Below are 22,365 nucleotides of genomic sequence, written 5' to 3' on the forward strand. Positions count from 1 at the left end.
TCCAGCGCGACCGTGTTGGATTCGTAGGGAACCAGGCGCGGAACGAAGCCGACGCCGTATTTGTCGGTGTGGCCGACCTTGATATTGTTGGCGTAGATATCGATAGGTTGTTCCACTGGCACCTCCACCATGGCGAAACTCTGGTCCAGCCAGCGCGTGGCGCGTACGTGGCCGCCGAGCAGGGCGATGCCGCCGCGCGCTTCCATCTGCAGATTGTTTTGCCCGTCCACGCGATTGGCGTTGAGCATGTATTCGCCGGTGGTGCCGATGTAATTGGCGCCTATGTCTTCACCGCCGTTGTCGAACAAGGCCTTGCGCGCGCGGTAGCCCCAGCCGCCTTCCTGCGGCGCGGTCTGCTGGTATTCGGTGCTGAAGTATTTGCTGCCTTGCTGGCCGCTGGCCACCACCTGCAGGAAACTCTGATGTTCCAGCGGCATGACCCAGACCAGGTTGGCCGACAGCTGGCGATCCTGCGTCAGCGATTTCAGCAGGCCGATGCTGATGCTGCCGTTCTGGCGCAAGTTGAAATTGAGGCCGGCATTGATTGCGCGCACATTGTCCTGGCCGCGGTTGACCTGGCTCAGGTAGCCGATCGCCGCATTGGTGCGCCCGCCCAGCGAGACATTGGCCTGCGCCTGGATCTGCTGGGCCGGCGCCAGGATGTCGTCGGGCAGGCCCAGCTGCCAGAAGCGCGGGCCGGCAGTCTGCGCGCGCAGGGTCAGGGCATATACGCTTCCCTGGCGGTCGAACTGCAGGTATTGCTGGGTATCGTTGCCGCGTTCCGAATTGCTGGCAGCCAGGCCGCCGCTCAGCAAGCCGATATCGCTGACGGCAACGGCGGCGCCGACCGCCAGCGATTCGCGGCCGCGCATGATTTCGCCATGGCCTTCGACGGTGCTGCTGTTGCTGACGCCGTAGCGTACGGTGGCGGAGCTGAACACCCGGCCGTAGTCGCTGTCCTTGCTGCCGAAATTGTCGCGCAGCGCGCCGACTTCGTAAGAGACATCCTTGCTGCCTTGGCGCAGCAGCTGGGCGCTGGTGATGTAGCCTTGGGTATAGACCTGCTGGCGTCCGAGCACATCGTGCACCACCATCTGCACATTGCCCTGGCCGGCATACACCGGCAGGTTGTTGATGGTGAACGGGCCGGTGTCGACCGGCTGCTTGAGGCGCAGGATGTTATCCACGTAGATGTCGACCACGGAAGGCGCCGCCGCGGTGCCGCTGAATGCCGGCAGCGGGATCGCCTGGTAGCCTGGGATGGTAGAGAATTTGGTGCGCCACTGGAGACCTCCGAAATATACCTGGCGCGACAGGGCGCTGCCGCCGGTAATGCTGTCGCCGACCACCAGGGTCGCCTGCTGTAGCGGGAAATCCCGCGTGTACTGGCTGTCGAGCCGGAACAGCGAACGCTGGCCGGTTATGTCCTGGCCAACGAAGCGGCTGGTGTAGATGCCGCCGCCGCTGAACACGCCCAGTTCCGCCAGGCCGGAAAGATTGGTCTGGTTTTGGCCCTGACCTTGGCCCTTGGCGTAATTGATGTCGTAATTCAGGAAAGCGCCGGTTTCCGCGGCTTGCAGCAGCAAAGGCTGGTGTTCGCCAAGGTTGAATGCCGAATCGGTGAAAGCGCCCGGCGGCGCATGGATGTTCAATGTTTGCGTGCTGGCCTCGATCTCGGCGCGTACGCCCGGCAGCGCCGCCAGCGGATAATAGCTTTGCTGGTGGCTGCTGATGGCGGCGACATCCGGCAAGCGCAAGCGCGCCTCGTTTAACAACTGCGCCGGCACGATAATGCCGTCGGCTGCAGTGCGCACAATCAGCGTTGCATCCGTCAATTTCCTGTCGTTGACGGTCACCGCCAATATGATTTCCTGTTCTGTCACTGACTTGTCAGCTGCTGCCAGAGCCGGGATGTGACACGCAATCAGGCTAGCGGCTAGATACTTGGTCAGCCTCCAGCATGAGATGTTCTTCAATCTCGCCCTTGTCTGTCTGAATTTGCAGCCGGACCGCGCCGGCACGGATCTTCCCATTCGCCAGGGACCATTGCTTGTGCTGTCCAGGCAATACGTAGGCAGGCGTGCTGATCTGCAGGCCGTCTCCGCTGTCGCCGTTGTTCAGCGCATTGTTCAGCTGGATATGGATGATCTTGGTATGGACGTTGCCGTCGTTGGCTGCCACCAGCACCAGGCTGCCGCTTTCCCGCTTCAGCTGCCAGGAAATCTTTTCCTGTTTTTTCTTGGGCACGATGAAGACCGGGATGCTGATTCGCAGCAGGGTCTTCAAGCCTGGCGCCTGCGGCCCGCTGGGCGGCACTTCGTCGATCAGCAGGCGGTAGCTTTTTTCGGTCGCGGAAGTCATCGGACGGCGCACGCCGAAGCGCAGGAACTGGACCTGTCCCGGCTCGATCAAGAAGATCGGCGGATTCAGCAGCAGGGCATCGGTATCGGCCAGCACTTCCTGGCTGCCGTCGGTGCTCCAGTCGACCGCGCCGACCTGTATGCGCACCGGTTCGTCGCCAGTGTTCCTGATCTGCAGCACGCCGGAAGCGCGTTCTGCACTGAGGTCGAATCCTATCGGATTGACGTTAAACGAGGCCGCGTTTATATCTTGTGCAAAAACCATGCACAAGACAAAAGCAAGAGCCGGCCATTGCTTCAGCTTGAGCATCATCGGCCCGCCTTAAAAGGTGACGGTAGCGACTACGGTATCTATATAAGTCGCTGCCTTGACGGACTGGCCGGACGGCACCCGCGCATAAATGGTGATCGGCGTGGCGCTGCCGGTGGCGGTCACGGCGACGGGCGCGGTGGCTACCGTATTGCCCCAGGTGACGGTGCGGCCGGTGTCGGAGAACAGACCGTAGTTGAGGAAGGCTGGAGTGCCGCCGCCGCTGGTCAGGCGCCGCAGCGGCACGGCGTCGGTCGAACCGGTATTGGCGTTGGCTCCCTGTCCCAGCGTAATCACCGGCGAGGCGCCGATGGTGCAGGTGGTGGTGACGCTGGCGGTGATGTCCTGGTTGGTGGTGGCGTTGGTGACGATAGGATCGTAGGTCGTCGTGAAGCCGAGGGTGGAAATGCTGCAATTATTGGAAATGGTGACCGTATTGGTCATGGTGGCGGTAGCGGTGGCCGCCGCGGCGCCGCCACAGACAGTTGCCGACGCGATAAGCAAAATGCCGTTCCAAACAAACCTTTTCATGACAAATCTCCCGATTGACATTTTTGTATTGTGGAAACCCAAGCGATCGCTTGGACATTTGTTAGTGCTCGGCATCCTCTCTATTATATTTTCCTTGAGGAAATATTTTCTTTTGTTCATATTGGCGTCATAGGGAAGACACGTCAAGACATTTTGTTTTTTTGTAAAAAAGTGAGGTTTTTGTGTGTTTTGAGATTGCTGTCAACAAATGTATTTTCTGGCAGGATTTTATTGTTGTGTTTTAAATGCAACAAAAATGTGAAGGTTGCATCCGCGGCCTGCCTCCAGCAGAAAACGTCACCATACAATTCACCAAATCCGACAGGAAGTGTTCGGCCCGTCCTTGCAGCAGCACTTGCAATAGTGCGGCGCAGGCCGATGATGACGCGTCGCATTTCAATGTGGTAATGTTTCACTCCTAAAAATTTATTATTGATAGGGACGACGATGCGAATTCATTGGCTTTTTGCAGCACTGCTGGTGCCTGGCATGGCGCTGGCGGCAGAAGGAATGTGGACTTTAGACAATTTGCCGAAGGCGAAGATGCAGGCCGAATACGGGTTTACCCCGAGCGAAGGCTGGATCAAGCGCACCATGCTGGGCTCGGCGCGGATTGCCGGCGGCTGCTCGGCATCGTTTGTTTCGAAAGACGGACTGGTGATGACCAATCACCATTGCGCTTCCGAATGCCTGGACCAGATGTCGACGGCAAAAAAGAACCTGATCAAGGATGGCTTTCTGGCCAAGGGCCGTGAGCAGGAATTGATCTGCCCGGAAATCGAATTGAACCGGCTGGAACAGATCACTGACGTCACTACCGAAGTCAAGAATGCAACCGCGGGCCTGGACGGCGCGGCATTCAAGAATGCGCAGAACGCTGTCAAGGCCAAGCTGACTTCAGCCTGTGTCGGCAACGACAAGGAAACAGTGCGCTGCGACGTTGTCGACCTGTATCACGGCGGCTTGTACCAGGTTTATAAATACCATCGCTTCCAGGACACGCGCCTGGTGTGGGCGCCGGAAAAAGCCGCGGCTTTCTTTGGCGGCGATCCGGACAATTTCAACTTCCCGCGCTACGACCTCGACATCACCTTGCTGCGCGCCTATGAAGGCGGCAAGCCGGCCAAGATCGAAAACTATTTCCCGTTCAGCAAAAGCGGCGCGCAAGAAGGCGAAATGGTATTCGTGACCGGCCAGCCGGGTTCGACGCAACGCCAGCTGACGGTGTCGCAGCTGACTACCTTGCGCGACCTGACGCTGGTCAACAACCTGATCCGGCTGGCGGAATTGCGCGGCGTGCTGGAACAGTACAGCAAGAATAGTCCGGAAGCGGCGCGTAACGCCGAGCATGCCTTGTTCGGCGTGGAGAATGCCTACAAGGCGTTTCGCGGACGTTTGAGCGCCTTGCAGGATCCTGCGCTGATGAAGCAGAAGCAGGATGAGGAAACTGCCTTGCGCCAGTTCGTGGCCAAGCAGCCGGCGCTGCAAGCCAAGGTCGGCGGCGCCTGGGACGCCATAGCGGCGGCGCAGCAAGCGTATCGCCAGATCGAAGCGCCTTACGGCCTGATCGAAGGCGGCCGCGGTTTTTCCAGCAAATACTCCAGCTATGCACGGGCCCTGGTGCGCGGCGCGGAAGAGCGCGCCAAGCCGAACGGCGAACGCTTGCCGGAATATGCCGACGCCAAGCTGCCGGAGCTGGAACAAGAGTTGTTTTCCACCGCACCGGTATATCCGGAATACGAAAAGGTGATGCTGTCGCTGTCGCTCACCAAGCTGCGCGAGATGCTCGGCACCGACGATCCATTCGTCAAGCAGGTGCTCGGCAAGCAGTCGCCTGACCAGCTCAGCGCGGCCTTGATCGATAACACCAAGCTGGGCGATCCGGCGGTGCGCAAGGCGCTGTGGCAGGGCGGCAAGGAAGCGATCCTGAAATCCGACGATCCGTTCATCAAGCAGGAACTGGCGCTCGATCCGGCTGCGCGCGCGATCCGCGCACGCTACGAAAAAGAAGTGGATTCCGTGCAGCAGAAGAATTCCGAGCTGATCGCACAGGCGCGTTTTGCCGAGCAAGGCACCAGCGCTTACCCGGATGCGACCTTCACTTTGCGTCTGTCATATGGTGAAGTCAAGGGCTGGCAGGAAGGTGATAAAAAGATCCCGCCGTTCACCACGATCGGCGGCGCTTTCGAGCGCGACACAGGGGCCGATCCGTTCGCCTTGCCGGCCTCCTGGCATGCCGCCAAGAGCAAGCTGAACCTGGCGCAACGCTATAACCTTGCCACCACCAACGATATCATCGGCGGCAATTCCGGCAGCCCGATGATCAATCGCAACGGTGAAATCGTCGGCCTGATTTTCGACGGCAACATCCATTCGCTGGGTGGCGCATTCTGGTTCGATCCGCGCGACAACCGCTCGATCGCCGTGCATAGCGGCGCCATCCTGGAAACCCTGGGCAAGGTCTACGGCGGCGCTGACCTGGTCAAGGAAATTCAGGCGCATTGAAATCCGACGGACCTGGTAAAACTGCGCCAGGGTCCGTGAATTAGTATCTATAATGAATCCCTCGCGGCGGCGACGCCCCGAGGGATTTCTCATTGCATCTGTCTGGCGGCGATGCCCGCCGAGTGATTGTCATGAAGGAGAATGATCTTGGAAATATTGAGCCTGGGGCTGCTGCTCTTTCTCGGCCTCCATCTGATTCCCGTCGTGCCGCCCTTGAAAGCGCAGCTGGTCCATGCTTTCGGTGAAAATCGCTACAAGGGACTGTTCGCTTTGCTGTCGGCGCTGGGGCTGGTCCTGATCGTGGCCGGCTACGCCAGGGCGCCGCACGGGGCCAGCTTGTTTCCGTCGTCGGTCGGCGCCGTCCATGCCGCGCCGCTGGCGATGGTCGTCAGCTTCATCCTGTTTGCCGCCGCCAACATGAAAAGCCATATCCGGGCCTGGGTAAAACATCCGATGCTGCTGGGGCTGGCGATCTGGTCGCTGGTGCATTTGCTGGCGAACGGGCATGCCAAGGCAACGCTGCTGTTTGCCGCTTTCCTGGCTTACGCCGTGATCGATTTGTTTTCCGTGATCCAGCGCAAGAGCTACAAACCATTTACCCCGGCGCTGAAGTTCGATGTGATTGCATGTGTCTCGGGCCTGCTGCTGGCTGTGCTGGTGATGGCATTCCATCGTCAGCTGATGGGGGTGGCGGTGGTGCCCTGGGGCGCATGACAACGCTTTGCGCCGCCTGATCTACGCGGCCCGACCTGTCAACGTTCCTGCAACAGCTGGTTCAACACCAGCCTGACTTCCGGGATCAGTTCGCTCGCAGTCAGGCCGACCGGGCCGATCCCTTGCGCTACCAGCTGGTCGGCGGCGCGGCCGTGCAGCCATACCGCTGCCAGCGCCGCTTCCCACTGCGGCCAGCCCTGCGCCAGCAAAGCGCCGCAGATACCCGACAAGACGTCACCGCTGCCGGCGGTGGCGAGGGCAGGGTTGCCGGTCGAATTGATCACCGCTGCGCCATCGGCGCGGGCGATGATGCTGCCGGCGCCTTTCAGCACGACTACGGCGTTGAAGCGGCTCGCCAGGGTGCGGGCGGCGGCGACACGATCGGCCTGGACCTCGCTGGTGCTGACACCTAGCAGGCGGGCGGCTTCCAGAGGGTGCGGCGTCATCAGCACGGCATGCTGGCGTTGCGCCGCTCGCGCTTGCAGTTGCGGCTGACGCGCCAGCAAGTTCAGGGCGTCGGCGTCCAGCACCAGCCAGCTGAGCGCATCCAGCGCGCGCGTCAGCAAGGCCAGTGCGGCATCGGCCATGCCGAGGCCGGGGCCGACCACCAGCACCGCCGAGGAAAAATCGAGGTCGGCGGCATGGCGGCACATGAGTTCCGGCTGTGCGCTGTCATAGGCCGGCGGGTTTTCCGGGAAGCCGACAAACACCCGTCCGGCGCCGCACTTGGCGGCGGCGCGCGCCGCCAGGATCGGCGCCCCGGCCATTCCGGCGGCGCCGCCTATCACGGCGACGTCACCGAAACTGCCCTTGTGCGAATTGCGCCGGCGCGGCCGCAGGTATTCGCTAAACAGTCCTGGCTGGCTGAGCCACATGTGCGGTGCGGGGAAATGGCTGTCGGCGATGGCCAACGTCGCCACTTCGACCTTGCCGGCGTAATCGGGGCCGTCGCCGGTATGCAGGCCGGCCTTGTCGGCGATGAAGGTGACGGTATGGCTGGCCTTGACTGCAATGCCGGCAGCGCCACCCACTACGGCGCCGGTGTCGGCGTCCAGGCCGCTCGGCAGGTCCAGCGCCAGCACCGGGCAGGCCATCGCATTGACGGCTTGCACCAGGCTGCGCCAGTCGCCGTCCAGCGGCCGGCTCAGGCCGATGCCGAACAAGCCGTCTATCACCAGGGACCATTGGCTGCTGTCGATTTCGGCAAACTGCTCGGGCGGCATCAGGTGCACGCCGTGGCGCTGGGCGCGGGCCAGCGCCTGGGCTGCGTCAGCCGGCAGTTGCGAGGGAACGGCCTTGAGCAGCACCACCACTTCGGCGCCGGCCTTGGCCAGCCCGGCGCCGGCTTCGAGGGCGTCGCCGCCGTTGTTGCCGGGGCCTGCCAGCACCAGGATGGCGGAGGTGTGGGGTGGGCCAGGGAGGATGCGTAAAGCGGCTTGCGCCGCCGCCTGGCCGGCGCGCTGCATCAGGCTGTAAGGCGGCAGCGCGCGCAAGGCTGCTTGTTCAATGTTGCGGATTTCGGCAACCGGATAGATCACGCTCATGGTGTGTTGTCCGTTAGCGGGAGCGACGGCTCCCGGAAGGTTCCAGCATATCGCAAAAGAAACGCCGGCCCCGTTGTGCCGTTATTGTCAGCGATAGCGGGCGACGGTCAAGCCGTCCAGGTCAATCTCGGGCGCCCGCCCGCAGACCTGGTCGGCCAGCACCTTGGCGGCGCCCAGCGCCATGCTCCAGCCGGAACCGCCGTGGCCGATATTGACAAACACGTTGCTGGCGCCGGTATGGCCGACCAGCGGCACTTCGTCGGCCAGCATCGGCGTGTGGCCGCACCAGAAACTGGCGCTGTTGAAATTGGCGGCGTCGGGAAACCAGTCGTGCGCCACTTTCAGCAGCGTACGCATGGCCTTGTCGTCGAACGTCATGTCCTGGGCGCCGAACTCGGCAATTCCTGCCAGGCGGATGCGGTCGCCGATGCGCGCCATGGTGACCTGGTAACTGCCGTCCAGCATCGCCGTCTGCGGCGCAACTTCGTAGTTTTTTACGGTAGCGGTGGCGGTATAGGTCTTGATCGCGTGCAGCGGCAAGCGCAGGCCGAGCGGCTTCAGCAGCTGGGCGCTGGCGTCGCCGGTAGCGCATACCACGGCATCGGCCAGCAGCACGTTGCCGTCTATGTGCAAGGCGACTTGCGCGCCTTGCGGCACGATGGCGGAGACCTTGCTGTCGAAATGAAACTGCACCCCCAGTCCCTGCAGGATGGCTTTCAGCTGTTTGGTAAACAGGGTGCAATTGCCGGAACCGAGGTCCGGGAAATACAAGCCGCCGGCCAGCTTGCCGGCGCCGGCCAGGGCCGGTTCCTGCAGCCGCGCGCCAGCCTCGTCAAGCAGCTGGTGCGCTACGCCGCATTCGGTCAGCAATTCACGGGTGGGAGCCAGCGCCGCCAGTTCCGCTTCGTTGCGAAACAGGCGCAGCAAGCCCGGGCTCTGTTCAAAGTCGAGCTGGAAATGCTGTTGTATCTGCTCCAGGAGGTCCTGGCTGTAAGAGGCCAGTCTTTGCATCTGGTGGGTATGGGAGCGAAACCGCTGGATCTCGGATTCGGCCATCCAGCGCCGCATCCAGCGCCACAGCGCAGGATTGAAGCGGGCGTTGAGCACGTTCGGCGCTTCCTGGTTGAACATGCCGGCCAGGATCTTGCGGCGCATGCCAGGCACGGCCCACGGCAGCGCCGCGCCGGCCGACAAGATGCCGGAATTGCCGAGCGTCGACTGCTCCGCGACGTTGCTGCGTTGTTCGACTACGGCAACCTGATGCCCGGCTTCGGCCAGAAAATAAGCGCTGCAGACTCCCATCACGCCGCCGCCGATAACCACGATTTGTTTCTGTGTCTGCTGCTGTATCACTATTGTTCTCAAGGGGTTCTGCGCGGCACGACGCGTTGCAGGCGATCAGAATGATACCTTGAATTACTTGATAATAGGACAGCAGAGCGCACAATTACCTCATCGCCAGCGCTTGCGCAAAGGTACGCGGGGACCCGGCATGCACGTCCCGTGCCGGCTCGAATGTGCACCTGGGCAAGAGCATGCCGGCTACAATTTAAATGCGCCGGCATCATATGCTTTACTGTAGGCCTGCCAATCCTTGCGCACCTGTGCCGCGCAGCCATGGGCAATCTCCAGCAATTGCCTCTTCCATTTCTTGCTTTGCCCGAAAACCATCAGTTCGTCGGCAAGCGCCGACCCCTGGCGGCCGGCGCTGCGCAGCTGGGCCCAGGCCACGAGGCTGCCCATGACCGTCATGACTTGCTGGATCTCGGCCAGCGAATGGCGCGGCTGCTTGAGCGAGACCCGGTCTTCGCTTGGCTGCAGCCCGCGCAATACATAATCGGTCTTGCCCATCGTGACCGGCTGCAAGAACGCCATGGAAACCGCCTGGCAGCGCCGCTCCACCGTCACCACGCGCTCTGCCTGGCTGTTCCATTTCGGCTGCGCCACTTTCAGGTGCGGCACCAGCGACGACGGCAGCGTCTGCTTCAAGTCAAGCAGGTAGTTGCTGTCCGGCGAACCCTTGCCGTGCACCAGGATGACGTAGCGGTCGACGCCGAGGCTGCCGGTGCCGGCAACGCGGCGCGCCACATCGAGCACCTTGTAGAAATCGGGATTGGGTTGTTCGGCGGCGAAGCGCTTCATGAATGCGGTGACTTTGGCGCGCTGCTTGTCGGTCACCGGCAGCGCTTTCTTGCCATCCACGCGCAGCGTGCGCCGTTTGCCTTTGCGCACCGTGCGGTTATTCAGGAAGCCGACGCGCTGCCGGCCGCGCAAGCCACTCAGCAAGTCGCCGACCATGCCTTGTGCAAGATCGCGTTCGATCCAGCGGGCCTTGCCGGCAGCCAGGGCGGCGCCGTAGGCGTCGATGAAACTGCGGCACAGCAGCTGGCTGCCATCGGCGCCGTGCGGCGAGCCGTCGGCGGCAATCAGCACGCTGGTCAGCAAGCGCACCAGCTCCCAGCTGACCGGCGCCAGCGCCGATTCGTCGAAATCGTTGAGGTCAAAATACACCAGGCGGTTGTCGCCCTTGTAGCTGCCGAAATTTTCCAGGTGCAGGTCGCCGCAAACCCAGGCCAGCGGCGCCGTCCGCATCAGGCCGGTCTGCGGCAGGCGTTCATAGAACAGGTGGCAGGTCCCGCGCAGGAAGGTAAACGGATCGCTGCGGATGCTGTCGTATTTCAGCTGCAGGCGCTGCGGATCGCGGCCTGCGTTGTATTCCTGGATGCGCCTGACTACATTCACCATGACGTTGCCTCTTGAAGAAGTGGATTGGCCGTAATACCGCTACAACCAATCTTAATTCATCGCGATGGCAAAATTCTGATAAAAACTGTCCGGCGTTCCAGGAAATTTCATGTGCCGCTTATTACCAGACCCGATACACGCGGCCGGTCTGTGCGCCTTCAACGCTGCGGCTATAAGCCTGGGCGACGCGGCTCGCGGGCGCCGCCTCGAAACCGTAGAAGAACGGCCCATACACCTCCAGCGACTCTTCCAGCACGGTCGGATTGACGACATTGATGCGGATGCCGCGTTTCAGTTCGATCGCAGCGGCGCGCACAAAACCGTCCAGCGCCGCATTGACGGTGCTGGCGTTGACGCCTTGCAGGATCGGTTCGTCGCTGAGGATGCCGCTGGTGAGCGTGATCGAACCGCCGTCGTTCAGGTGATGCTGCGCCACCAGCGCCAGGTTGATCTGGCCCATCAGCTTGTCGCGCAGGCCGATTTCGAATTTCTCCGGCGTCAGTTCCTGCAGCGGGCCGAAGTGCAGCTTGCCGGCGGTCGAGACGATCGCATCGATCTTGCCGATTTTTGCGAACAAGGCTTCGACGCTGCGGATGTCGGTGATATCGACCTGGTACTGGCCGCTGCTGTTGCCGACCTCGATGATTTCATGGCGGGTCGCTAGTTGCTTGACGACTGCCTTGCCGATGGTGCCTGTGGCGCCGATGATCGCTATTTTCATGTTGTGCTCCGTAAGAAGTGGAATCCGGCTTACATTATGATTGCTTCTTCACGGTGGATAAATGGCGTAGTATTCATATAACTTGAAACCAATGGTGTTTAATCGAATTTTATGGACAGATTGACCAGCATGCAGATTTTCGTCCGCGTGGTCGAAAAGGGCGGTTTTTCCGCGGCAGCGGAAGAAGCCCGGATTTCGCCCACCATGGCGGGCAAGCACGTGCGCCAGCTGGAGGAGCAGCTCGGCGTGCGCTTGCTAAACCGAACTACACGCCGTCAAAGCCTGACCGAGATCGGCCAGTTGTACTTTGAGCGCTGCAAGCAGGCCTTGCTGGAAATCGAAGCGGCCGACGCTTCAGTCAAGCAAATGCAGCTGCTGCCGCGCGGCGTGTTGCGGGTGACCGCGCCTGCCACTTTCGGCGGCCAGATGCTGACCGCCGTGGTGCGCGCCTACCTGGAGCGTTATCCGGATGTCGAACTCGACCTGTCCCTGAATGACCGCGTGGTCGACCTGGTGGAAGAGGGCTTCGAGGTGGCGATCCGGATCGGCGCGCTGCCCGATTCGACCCTGGTCGCGCGGCCCTTGCAGCCGTACCGGGCGCTGGTATGCGCGGCGCCGGAATACCTGGCGCGTTGCGGCACGCCGCAGACTCCGCAGCAATTGCGCGGCCACAATTGCATGAGCTTCGTCCACGGCAACCATTACAACCGCTGGCACTTTTCCAGGGACGGCGTCGAGCAAGAGATAGAAGTACACGGCAACTTTCGCGCCAACAATGGCTTGGCCCTGCGCACCGCGGCGCTCAACGGCATCGGCATCATCATGCAGCCGGAAGCCCTGCTGTGCGGGGAAATTGCGGCGGGACGGCTGCGGCGCCTGCTGGGCGGCTATGAATTGGAGCACCGCCCCATGCACATCGTGGTGGCCTCCAATCGCAAGATGACGCCCAAGCTGACATCGTTCATCGAGTTCGTGGTCGAGCATTTCGGCCGCGACGCCGGATCGTTCACGGCGCCGGATTAAGGGCCCGTTAGGGCGGCGAACTGTGCGCGCAGGAACGCCAGCAAGGCGCGCAGCGAGGGCGACATGCTGCTGCGGTGCGGATACACCATGCTGAGCGGGGTTTCTTCGCCCACGAACTGTTCCAGGATGATTTCCAGGCGGCCGTCGGCTACGTCCTGCCGCACGTCCAGCCATGATTTATAGGCGATGCCGATGCCGGCGATCGCCCAGGCGCGGGCGATGGCGGCGTCGTCGGTCATGCGGTCGCCGCGCACCTTGACGTCGACCGCGGTCTTGCCGGAGTAAAAGCGCCAGTTGTTGAACAAGCCGTGCTGCAGGTAATACAGCAGGCAGTTATGGCTTGCCAGGTCTTTCGGCACGGCTGGCCTGCCGTGTCGCGCCAGGTAGGAGGGCGCCGCTACCGCCACGCGGCGGCTGGGCGCCAGTATCTGCGATACCAGGGTCGAGTCGTCCAGCGGGCCGTAGCGGAAAGCGACATCGACCGGATCGCGGAACAGGTCCACCACGCGGTCGGAAAACTGCAGCGACAGGGTGACCTGCGGATGGTTTTCCTGGAAGACGTCGAGCCAAGGCAGCAGCACGTTGCGGCCGACATCGGACGGCATCGACAGCCGCAGGTGGCCGCTCACGGGACCGCCGGCGGTGAGCAGGGCCTGGCCTTCCTGCAGCAGAGCCAGCGCCTGCCGGCTGTATTCCAGGAACAAGGTTCCCTCCGGCGTCAGCCGCATGCTGCGGGTCGAGCGCACGAACAGCCTGGCGTTGAGCTGTTGCTCCAGCCGCTTCAGGCTGGCGCTGGCTGTGGCCGGCAGCAGGTCGAGCTGGCGCGCTGCATTCGACAGGCTGCCGAGATCGGCGGTGTGAATGAAAAGCTGGAGGTCGGTGGTTGAATACATTATCAAATCCTGATTGAAAGTGAATCAAATATCAGGCTATTTATAAAATAATTCAACATTATCATAATGGCCGTCATTAGATCGGATTCATCGTGAATCTGTCGTTATCTCCAGGAGCCAGCACATGAAAGCCATCGCCTTAACCCAATACCTGCCTATCGAGAACCCCGAATCGCTGCTCGACGTCCAGCTCGACAAGCCGGCGCCGCAGGGCCGCGACCTGCTAGTCGAGATCAAGGCCATCGGCGTCAATCCGGTCGACGTCAAGGTGCGGGCGCCCAAGGAGACGATCGAAAAGGCGCCGCGCGTGTTGGGCTGGGACGCCGCCGGCGTAGTGCAGGCGGTCGGGCCCGAGGTCAGCCGCTTCAAGGTCGGCGACCGGGTGTTTTATGCGGGCGATATCACCCGTCCCGGCAGCAACAGCGAATTCCAGCTGGTCGATGAACGCATCGTCGGCAACATGCCGCAGTCGCTGTCTTTCGAGCAGGCGGCCGCCTTGCCGCTGACCACGATCACTGCCTGGGAAGCCCTGTTCGAGCGCCTGCACGTATCGCCAACCCCGCCCGCAACGACGGCATCGGCCAAATCCATCCTGATCATTGGCGGCGCCGGCGGCGTCGGCTCGATCGCGATCCAGCTGGCGGTCAAGGTCGCCGGCCTGAAGGTGATCGCCACGGCATCGCGTCCCGAGTCGGAAAAATGGGTGCGCGAACTGGGCGCGCAGCACGTGGTCAATCATTTCGGCGACCTGCCGGCGCAGCTCAAGCAGCAAGGCTTCGACAACGTCGATTATGTGCTGATCCTGAACGACACCGACCGCCATTTCCCGGCCGCCGCGGCAGCAGTGGCGCCGCAAGGCATGATCTGCACCATCGTCGAGAACAGTGCGCCGCTCGATGTCAGCCTGCTGAAGGCCAAGAGCGCCGGTTTCATCTGGGAATTCATGTTTACCCGCTCGATGTTCCAGACCGCCGACATGCAGCAGCAGGGCAACCTGCTGGACCAGGTGGCGCGCCTGATCGACCAGCAGGTGGTTGTCACCACGGTGAACCAGGTGTTGTCGCCGATTAACGCCGCCAACCTGCGCCAGGCCCACGCCACGCTGGAAGGCGGGCGCGCGATCGGCAAGATCGTCCTCAAGGACTTTTAAGCCTTAATCAAGTCTTTTAGTTGTCTTAATTGTAACGACGGGCCGGGGGCGCTTGCGCTTTTCCGGCCGATTGCGCTTTTTACGCGCCGCGGCAAGGTGATTTTGTCATCAGTTCAGGGGGCGGCGGGCGGGGCGGCACTGTATAATGACGGCTTCTGATTTAACCCGCAGCCACGCTGCATCAACTCCCCCCACGCCATGTTGATTTTGCCCGGTTCCAACGCCCTTCCTGCCTTCCGTTCCCAACGTCTTCTAGCCCAGTTACAAGCGATCGACAGCAATGTCGTCGAAGTGACAGGACGTTTCGACCATTTTGTCGACGCTTCGACCACGCTCAGCCAGGACGACATCGGCCGCCTGAACGCCTTGCTGACCTACGGCGATCCGTTCACCGCGGGAGACGGCGGCGAGGAATTCATCGTGATTCCGCGTTTTGGCACCATTTCGCCTTGGGCCAGCAAAGCCACCGACATCGCCCATAACTGCGGCATGGCGCATATCAAGCGCATCGAACGCGGCATCGCCTACCAGGTCAAGCTGAAGAGCGGTTTGCTGGGCGGCGCCAAGAAGCTCAGCGACGACAGCGTGCGCGCCATCGCCGACGTGCTGCACGACCGCATGACGGAAACCGTCCTGCGCAGCGCCGAGCAGGCGGCCGACCTGTTCCGCGAACTGGACGCCAAGCCGCTGGCGTTCGTCGACCTGCTGGCGGGCGGCAAGGGCGCCCTGGAGCAAGCCAACACGGAACTGGGCCTGGCCTTGTCGGACGACGAGATCGATTACCTGCTGGCTGCGTTCACCAGCGCCAAGCGCAATCCGACCGACGTCGAGCTGATGATGTTCGCGCAAGCCAACAGCGAACATTGCCGCCACAAGATTTTCAACGCCGACTGGATCATCGACGGCGAAGCGCAGGACAAGTCCCTGTTCGCGATGATCAAGAACACCCACCAGCTGCAGCCGAAGGGCACCATCGTCGCCTACAGCGACAATTCCTCGATCATCGAAGGCGCCACCGTGTCGCGCTTCTACGCGCGCGGCGCGGCGGAAGGCAACACCTACCGTGCTTCAGATGAGCTGACGCATATCCTGATGAAGGTCGAAACGCATAACCACCCGACCGCGATTTCACCGTTTCCTGGCGCCTCCACCGGCGCCGGCGGCGAGATCCGCGACGAAGGCGCAACCGGTCGCGGCGCCAAGCCGAAGGCTGGCCTGACCGGTTTCACCGTCTCCAACCTGCTGCTGCCGGATGCGCAACAGGCATGGGAAAACGCCGGCGACGTCACCGTTGCCGGCCACGCCGACGCCAGCCAGTACGGCAAGCCGGAACGCATCGCTTCAGCCTTGCAGATTATGATCGACGGCCCGCTCGGCGGCGCCGCGTTCAACAATGAATTCGGCCGTCCCAACCTGGGCGGTTATTTCCGCACCTACGAACAGAACGTCGGCGGCAATGTGCAGGGTTACCACAAGCCGATCATGATCGCCGGCGGCATCGGCAGCATCTCCGACAAGCACACCAAGAAGAACGAACTGCCGGTAGGCAGCCTGCTGGTCCAGCTGGGCGGCCCCGGCATGCGCATCGGCATGGGCGGCAGCGCGGCGTCGTCGATGGCGACCGGTTCGAATACCGCCGACCTCGATTTCGATTCGGTCCAGCGCGGCAATCCGGAAATGGAACGGCGCGCCCAGGAAGTGATCAACGCCTGCTGGGCCATGGATGACAAGAATCCCATCCTGTCGATCCATGACGTCGGCGCCGGCGGGTTGTCGAACGCTTTCCCGGAAATCACCAACGACGCCAAGCGCGGCGCGATTTTCGACTTGCGCAAAGTGCCGCTGGAAGAAAGCGGCATGGCGCCCAAGGAAATCTGGAGCAATGAATCGCAGGAGCGTTATGTGCTGGCGATTGCCCCTGAGAGCCTGCCGCTGTTCGAATACTTCTGCCAGCGCGAGCGCTGCCTGTTTGCGGTGGTCGGCACGGCAACCGAAGAACGCCAGCTGAAAGTGATCGATCCGCAACATAGTAATGGTGAAATGAGCAATCCGGTCGACATGCCAATGGACGTCCTGCTCGGCAAGCCGCCGAAGATGCAGCGCGACGTCAAGCACCTCAATCCGGTGCTGCCGGCGGTCGACCTGACCGGCATGGACTTGCTGGAAGTGTCGCAGCGCGTGCTGAAGCTGCCGACAGTGGCCGACAAATCCTTCCTGATCACCATCGGCGACCGCACCGTCGGCGCCACTTCGGTGCGCGACCAGATGGTCGGCCCGTGGCAGATCCCGGTGGCCGACTGTGCGGTCACCAGCATGAGTTTCGAAGGCTACCTGGGTGAAGCGATGGCGATGGGCGAGCGTACCCCGCTGGCGGTCATCAACGCCGCCGCATCGGGCCGCATGGCGGTGGGTGAAGCATTGACCAACATCGCCGCAGCGGCGATTGCCGACATTACCGACGTCAAGCTGTCCGCCAACTGGATGGCCGCCTGCGGCCAGCCTGGCCAGGACGCCGCCTTGTTCGATACCGTCAAGGCGATCGGCATGGAGTTGTGCCCGGCGCTGGGCATCAGCATCCCGGTCGGCAAGGATTCGCTGTCGATGCGCACTACCTGGAACGATGAAGGCCAGGCCAAGGCCGTGACTTCACCGGTGTCGCTGATCGTTTCCGCCTTCGCGCCGGTAAGCGACGTGCGCCGTTCGCTGACGCCGCAGCTGCGTACGGATCTTGGCGACACCGCCATCATCCTGGTCGACCTCGGCCGCGGCAAGAACCGCATGGGCGCTTCGGCGCTGACCCAGGTGATGCAGCAGATCGGCAATGAAACGCCGGATGTCGACAGCGCGGAAGACCTGAAAGCTTTCTTCGCCGCGATCCAGCAACTCAACAGCGAACAGAAACTGCTGGCTTACCACGACCGTTCCGACGGCGGCTTGTTCACTTCCCTGTGCGAGATGGCGTTCGCCGGCCACAGCGGCTTGTCGATCAATCTCGATATCCTGACCATGGAAAGCGAACACGCAGCCGACTGGGGCGATTCCAAGAACTGGACCGGCCAGGTAGCCGAGCGCCGCAACGAACTGACCTTGCGCGCGCTGTTCAGCGAAGAGCTGGGCGCGGTGCTGCAAGTGCGCGCCGAGCAGAAATCGGAAGTCATGAATGTGCTGCGCAGCTTCAACCTGGGCGCTTGCAGCCACATCATCGGCAAACCGAATACGCGCGACGTCATCGAATTGAGCCGCGACGCCAAGACCATCTACAGCCAGCCCCGCATCGCCCTGCAGCGCCTGTGGAGCGAAACCAGCTGGCGCATCGCCCGCCTGCGCGACAATCCGGCCAGCGCCGACGCCGAATACGACCGCATCCTGGATGCAGCCGATCCTGGCATCACGCCGAAGATTCCGTTCGACCAGCAAGACAATATCGCCGCGCCTTTCCTCAACCTGGCAGCCAAACCTCGGGTGGCGATCTTGCGCGAGCAGGGCGTCAACTCGCATGTCGAGACTGCTTACGTGATGCACCAGGCCGGCTTCTCCGCGGTCGACGTCCACATGAGCGACCTGATCGCCGGCCGTGCGCGGCTGGACGATTTCAAGGGTTTCATCGCGGTCGGCGGTTTCTCCTACGGCGACGTGCTGGGCGCCGGCGAGGGCTGGGCCAAGACCATCCTGTTCAACACCAAGCTGGCCGAGCAGTTCTCGCTGTTCTTCCAGCGTGGCGATACCTTTGCACTCGGCGTCTGCAACGGCTGCCAGATGATGAGCAACCTGAAGGCGATCATTCCCGGCGCCCAGGCTTGGCCTAAGTTCACCCGTAACAAGTCGGAAAAATTCGAAGCGCGCTTTTCGATGGTGCAGGTTGAATCGTCGCCATCGATCTTCCTGCAAGACATGGCCGGCACCCAAAGCGCCATCGCCATCGCCCACGGCGAAGGTTTCGCCGACTTCTCGCAAACCGGCGATATCAAGGAAGCGCTGGTCGCCATGCGCTTCACCGACAACAAGGGACAGGTGACCGAGGGTTATCCATACAACCCGAACGGTTCGCCGCAAGGCATCACCGCGGTGACTACGCCGGATGGCCGCTTCACGGTCTGCATGCCGCACGCCGAACGGGTATTCCGCACGGTGCAGCAATCGTGGCACCCTGAATCGTGGGGCGAGGATTCGCCATGGATGCGCATGTTCCGCAATGCGCGCAAGTGGGTGGGGTAATCGTCCTGCTATCCGGTCACGTTGTCTGCTGACGTGGCCGGGGCATAAAAAAGCGCTCCGAGGAGCGCTTTTTTATTGACTGCGTTTTTGCTGCTGCCGGGGTCTTATTGCACCTTGGCTTTGGCGCGCAGATCAGCCTGGTAAGCTTGCAGCTTCTTCTGTTGCAGCGCTTCGGTGATTTGCGGTTTGACTTCAGCCAGCGTAGGGATCTTGGCGGCGCGTACTTCTTCCAGCTTGATCACGTGGTAGCCGAACTGGGTCTTGATCGGCGTTTCGGTCAGTTGACCTGGCTTCAAGGCCACCAGGGCGTCGGAGAAAGGCTTGACGAAAGAAGCTGGAGTCGCCCAGCCGAGGTCGCCGCCGTTGGCTGCCGAACCTGGATCTTTCGATTGCTTGGCCAAGTCTTCAAACTTGCCGCCGGCTTTCAGCTTGGTGATGATGGATTTTGCATCGGCTTCGTTTTCGACCAGGATGTGGCGTGCGTGATATTCCTTGTCGCCGGCCTGTGCCTTGAACTTGTCGTATTCAGCCTGGATGTCGGCATCCTTGATCGGGTTCTTCTTGACGAAGTCGGCGACCAGGGCGCGGATCAGGATCGACTGGCGGGCGATGTCGGCTTGCGCCTTGACGTCGGCGTTATTGCCCAGGCCCAGCTTGTCGGCTTCCTGGATCAGCACTTCACGGTTGATCAGTTCGTCCTTGACCATGTTGCGCAGTTCCGGGGTATCGGCTTGGCCGCCCTGTGCGGACAATTGCTTGACCATCATGTCGGCGCGCGACGAAGGGATTGCCTTACCATTCACGACTGCAAGGTTTTGGGCCATAACAGGCAAAGTAGCAGCTGCAAAAAGTACCACCAGTAAACGTGAAGGTTTAAATGTCATTATCAAATCCTAAATTTGGGGAGGTTGTTAATAAATCAATGCGAGGCAAAGGCAGAATAACCGAAGTGTGTTTGAAGGACAATTATTCTTTAAGATCACTATGTATATACGGCTTTAGTTCGCAGCTTTAGTTTCAGACGGTGCCAAGGCAGTGATAGCCAGTGCATGGATTTCAGTATGCATCATATCAGCCAAGCAATCATACACCAGCCTATGCCGATTTAAGCGGTTTTGGCCTTCAAAAACTGCGCAAACTATCCGTACTTTATAGTGTCCGCCGCCTGAGGCCGCACCGGCGTGTCCCACATGCAGCGCCGATTCGTCCTCAACTATACATTCCATTGGTGCAAGTGTTGCTGTCAATTTGTTACGAATGGTATCAAGCCTTGGGTTCATCTGGGTCCTTGATGTATTTGGAAAGCAGGATGCTTTGGCCGATCACGAAAGCGAACATCAGTCCCATGCCGCCGAACAGCTTGAAGTTGACCCAGGTCGCGGTAGGGAAGTTGAAGGCGATGTACAGGTTCAGGCAGCCCATGGCGATAAAGAAGACGATCCAGGCAAAACCGACGCGTTGCCAGATCGGGTCGGGCAGGGCCAGCTGCTTTTCCATCATGGTGCGGATCAGGTTTTTCTTGAGCAGCAGCTGGCTGACCAGCAGCACCACCGCAAACGCCCAGTACAGGACGGTCGGCTTCCATTTGATGAAGGTATCGTTATGGAAGTAGATGGTGGCGCCGCCGAACACGCAGATGATGAGCAGCGATACCCACAGCATCGCATCGACTTTTTTCCGGCGCAGCAGCAGGTAGCCGATTTGCGCCACCGTGGCGACGATCGCCACTGCGGTCGCCAGCAGCACCGGCGCTTGCGCCACTGTCACCACGCCGCCGGAGACAAAACCCGACAGGTACTGGCTGGCCAGCGCTTGCGCGGCATCGGCGTTGCCTTCGCTCCATTTGAAGATGCCGAAGAACAGGATTACCGGGAACAGGTCGAACAGGAACTTCATGTTTGTTTTTGCTTTCAGTCAGGATAAATGATGGCCGCTGCTTCAGCCGGCCGGATCAAAACGCAGCGATGCCGAATTGATGCAGTAGCGCAGGCCGGTGGGCGGCGGCCCGTCCGGGAATACATGGCCGAGATGGGCGTCGCACACTTTGCATAAAATTTCAGTGCGCATCATGCCATGGCTGCGGTCAACGCGCTCTTCGACGTTGTCGGGATTGATGGCCTTGAAATAGCTGGGCCAGCCGCAGCCGGAATCGAATTTGGCGTCCGATTCGAACAAGGGCGTGTTGCAGCACACGCAGGTATAGACGCCGTGCTCGTGATGATCCCAGAACTTGCCGGTGAACGCCCGTTCGGTGGCGGCGTGGCGGGTCACCTCGTATTCCATCGGTTCCAGCTCGCTGCGCCATTCGGCGTCGGTTTTGATGACTTTGCTGCTCATATCGTTTAATCCAATCTAAGACGAACAGCTTACTTCGAGTCCGCGTGCCCAGTCGGGGGGCAATTCGGCGTACTGCGCATGCTGCGGCTGTTCGTCAAACGGGTTTTCAAGAATCTGCTGCAGTTTCCTGACTTCCGAGAAGTCCTTGTCCTGCGCTCGTTCGATAGCTGTCTGCGCCAAATAGTTTCGCAATACGTATTTGGGGTTGCTTGCATTCATAACAAGCTTGCGGTCGTGATCCTGGCTGTTTTCCAGTTTCAGGCGCGTCCGATATTGTAACGCCCAGGCGTCGAACGCTGCACGGTCGATAAACAGGTCGCGCAGGGCTGCGTCGCCGCCGCTGTCGTCCAGGCGCAGATTGCCGAGCCGGCGGAAAAACAGGGTGAAATCGACGTGGCTGCCCTGCATCAGGGCAAACATGGCGTCCAGCAGCTTGTCATCGTCCGGCTGGCGGGTTTGCAAGCCAAGTTTGGCGTGCAGCAATTCATCCAGTTTTGCACCGTACAAGGCCTGGTAATTGCTCAGCGCGGCTTCGGTTTCCTCGACGCTGCCGATCAGCGGCAGCAGCGCCTGGCCCAGGGCGAAGCAGTTCCAGTGGCCGATCTGCGGCTGCTGGTTGTAGGCGTAACGGCCTTGCTGGTCGGTATGGTTGCAGATGTGGCGCGGGTCGTAGGCTTCCATGAAACCGAACGGGCCGTAATCCAGGGTCAGGCCGAGGATGGACATATTGTCGGTATTCATCACGCCATGCATGAAGCCGACCGCCTGCCATTGCGCCATCAGGTGGGCGGTGCGGCGCGTTACTTCGACCAGCAGCGCCTGGTAAGGATTGGCGGCCGCCTGCAATTCCGGGTAAAAATCGGCGATCACATAATCGGCCAGGGTTTTCAGCTGCTCGGAGCGGTTGTTGTAATACCAGTGCTCGAACGAGCCGAAGCGCACGAAGCTGGGCGCCATGCGCGTCACCACCGCGGTGGTTTCCGGCCGCTCGCGCATCGCCAGCTGGTCCGAACCGATCACCGACAGCGCGCGCGAAGTAGGGATGCCGAGCGCTGCCATGGCTTCCGAGCACAGGTATTCGCGGATCGATGAGCGCAGCACCGCGCGGCCGTCGCCCATGCGTGAATAGGGGGTCGATCCCGATCCTTTGAGCTGCAGTTCCAGCCGTCCGCCGTCGCTGGCGGCGACGTCGCCCAGCAGGATGGCGCGGCCGTCGCCCAGTTGTCCGGCCCAGACGCCGAACTGGTGGCCGGAATAGACTGCCGCTAAAGACTGCGAATCGGCGGCGGCACGGTTGCCGGAAAAAGTCTGGATGAA

19 protein-coding genes are annotated in these 22,365 nt (G+C 61.2%); 5 read left to right on the forward strand and 14 right to left on the reverse strand.

All coding sequences use genetic code 11. The annotated features are described in order from the left end of the window. The 4 genes from JWQ61_RS14315 to JWQ61_RS14330 form a co-directional block, all read right to left on the reverse strand. The coding region (locus JWQ61_RS14315) for a fimbria/pilus outer membrane usher protein (RefSeq protein WP_304361115.1) at positions 1–1,883 on the reverse strand (1,883 nt) is incomplete at its 3' end. Between the two features lie 46 nt (positions 1,884–1,929). After that, positions 1,930–2,673 carry a molecular chaperone gene (locus JWQ61_RS14320; RefSeq protein WP_304361116.1) on the reverse strand — a complete coding sequence of 248 codons (744 nt, stop codon included), beginning with the start codon at positions 2,671–2,673 and terminating at the stop codon, positions 1,930–1,932. A 9-nt stretch (positions 2,674–2,682) separates the two neighbouring features. After that, positions 2,683–3,201: a spore coat U domain-containing protein gene (locus JWQ61_RS14325; protein ID WP_304361117.1), complete on the reverse strand. Its 519-nt coding sequence runs from the start codon at positions 3,199–3,201 to the stop codon at positions 2,683–2,685. Between the two features lie 143 nt (positions 3,202–3,344). Continuing rightward, complete coding sequence (locus JWQ61_RS14330; protein ID WP_304361118.1) at positions 3,345–3,596, reverse strand: hypothetical protein; 252 nt, start codon at positions 3,594–3,596, stop codon at positions 3,345–3,347. Positions 3,597–3,711: 115 nt separating this feature from the next. Between JWQ61_RS14330 and JWQ61_RS14335 the strand changes: the two genes are divergently transcribed. Beyond that, positions 3,712–5,706: a S46 family peptidase gene (locus JWQ61_RS14335; protein ID WP_304361119.1), complete on the forward strand. Its 1,995-nt coding sequence runs from the start codon at positions 3,712–3,714 to the stop codon at positions 5,704–5,706. Positions 5,707–5,853: 147 nt separating this feature from the next. After that, positions 5,854–6,420: an NnrU family protein gene (locus JWQ61_RS14340; protein ID WP_304361120.1), complete on the forward strand. Its 567-nt coding sequence runs from the start codon at positions 5,854–5,856 to the stop codon at positions 6,418–6,420. Between the two features lie 38 nt (positions 6,421–6,458). Here JWQ61_RS14340 and JWQ61_RS14345 read toward each other — a convergent pair whose 3' ends face one another. The 4 genes from JWQ61_RS14345 to JWQ61_RS14360 form a co-directional block, all read right to left on the reverse strand. Further along, positions 6,459–7,964: an NAD(P)H-hydrate dehydratase gene (locus JWQ61_RS14345; protein WP_304361121.1), complete on the reverse strand. Its 1,506-nt coding sequence runs from the start codon at positions 7,962–7,964 to the stop codon at positions 6,459–6,461. Positions 7,965–8,051: 87 nt separating this feature from the next. Continuing rightward, the gene (locus JWQ61_RS14350; protein WP_304361122.1) at positions 8,052–9,329 is read right to left on the reverse strand and encodes a D-amino acid dehydrogenase; all 1,278 of its coding nucleotides are present in this window, start codon (positions 9,327–9,329) and stop codon (positions 8,052–8,054) included. 177 nt (positions 9,330–9,506) lie between these two features. After that, entirely contained in the window at positions 9,507–10,709 is a 1,203-nt protein-coding gene (locus JWQ61_RS14355) for a DUF2252 domain-containing protein (RefSeq protein WP_304361123.1), read from the reverse strand. A gap of 121 nt (positions 10,710–10,830) precedes the next feature. Next, on the reverse strand, positions 10,831–11,430 hold the full coding sequence (locus tag JWQ61_RS14360) for a short chain dehydrogenase (protein ID WP_304361124.1): 600 nt from the start codon (positions 11,428–11,430) through the stop codon (positions 10,831–10,833). A 111-nt stretch (positions 11,431–11,541) separates the two neighbouring features. Between JWQ61_RS14360 and JWQ61_RS14365 the strand changes: the two genes are divergently transcribed. After that, positions 11,542–12,453, forward strand: a complete 912-nt coding sequence (locus JWQ61_RS14365; protein WP_304361125.1) for a LysR family transcriptional regulator — start codon at positions 11,542–11,544, stop codon at positions 12,451–12,453. Here the strand turns inward: JWQ61_RS14365 and JWQ61_RS14370 are convergent. Then, positions 12,450–13,346: a LysR family transcriptional regulator gene (locus JWQ61_RS14370; RefSeq protein WP_304361126.1), complete on the reverse strand. Its 897-nt coding sequence runs from the start codon at positions 13,344–13,346 to the stop codon at positions 12,450–12,452. The genes JWQ61_RS14365 and JWQ61_RS14370 overlap by 4 nt on opposite strands. 124 nt (positions 13,347–13,470) lie before the next feature. Here JWQ61_RS14370 and JWQ61_RS14375 point away from each other — a divergent pair, with 124 nt between their 5' ends. Together JWQ61_RS14375 and purL are read left to right on the forward strand one after the other, a co-directional pair. Then, positions 13,471–14,496, forward strand: a complete 1,026-nt coding sequence (locus tag JWQ61_RS14375; RefSeq protein WP_304361127.1) for a zinc-binding alcohol dehydrogenase family protein — start codon at positions 13,471–13,473, stop codon at positions 14,494–14,496. A 198-nt stretch (positions 14,497–14,694) separates the two neighbouring features. Then, on the forward strand, positions 14,695–18,711 hold the full coding sequence (gene purL, locus JWQ61_RS14380) for a phosphoribosylformylglycinamidine synthase (RefSeq protein WP_304361128.1): 4,017 nt from the start codon (positions 14,695–14,697) through the stop codon (positions 18,709–18,711). A gap of 104 nt (positions 18,712–18,815) precedes the next feature. On the opposite strand, the gene JWQ61_RS14385 is transcribed toward purL, so the two are convergent. From JWQ61_RS14385 to JWQ61_RS14405, 5 genes are all read right to left on the reverse strand, one after another. Then, positions 18,816–19,595 carry a peptidylprolyl isomerase gene (locus JWQ61_RS14385; RefSeq protein WP_041741900.1) on the reverse strand — a complete coding sequence of 260 codons (780 nt, stop codon included), beginning with the start codon at positions 19,593–19,595 and terminating at the stop codon, positions 18,816–18,818. Between the two features lie 114 nt (positions 19,596–19,709). Next, positions 19,710–19,991 (reverse strand): BolA family transcriptional regulator, encoded by a 282-nt coding sequence (locus JWQ61_RS14390; protein ID WP_120235612.1) that lies wholly within the window; start codon positions 19,989–19,991, stop codon positions 19,710–19,712. Continuing rightward, a complete protein-coding gene (locus tag JWQ61_RS14395; protein WP_304361129.1) occupies positions 19,975–20,607 on the reverse strand; it encodes a septation protein A in 633 nt (210 codons plus the stop codon). The genes JWQ61_RS14390 and JWQ61_RS14395 overlap by 17 nt, the downstream gene beginning before the upstream one ends. Before the next feature lie 42 nt (positions 20,608–20,649). Next, the gene (gene msrB / locus JWQ61_RS14400) at positions 20,650–21,048 is read right to left on the reverse strand and encodes a peptide-methionine (R)-S-oxide reductase MsrB (protein ID WP_014006380.1); all 399 of its coding nucleotides are present in this window, start codon (positions 21,046–21,048) and stop codon (positions 20,650–20,652) included. A gap of 15 nt (positions 21,049–21,063) precedes the next feature. Then, positions 21,064–22,365 (reverse strand): YdiU family protein (locus JWQ61_RS14405; protein WP_304361130.1); only part of this gene is annotated, 1,302 nt, incomplete at its 5' end.

It is taken from the genome of Collimonas fungivorans, from assembly GCF_028292705.1.
Taxonomy (GTDB): Bacteria; Pseudomonadota; Gammaproteobacteria; order Burkholderiales; family Burkholderiaceae_D; genus Collimonas; species Collimonas fungivorans_B.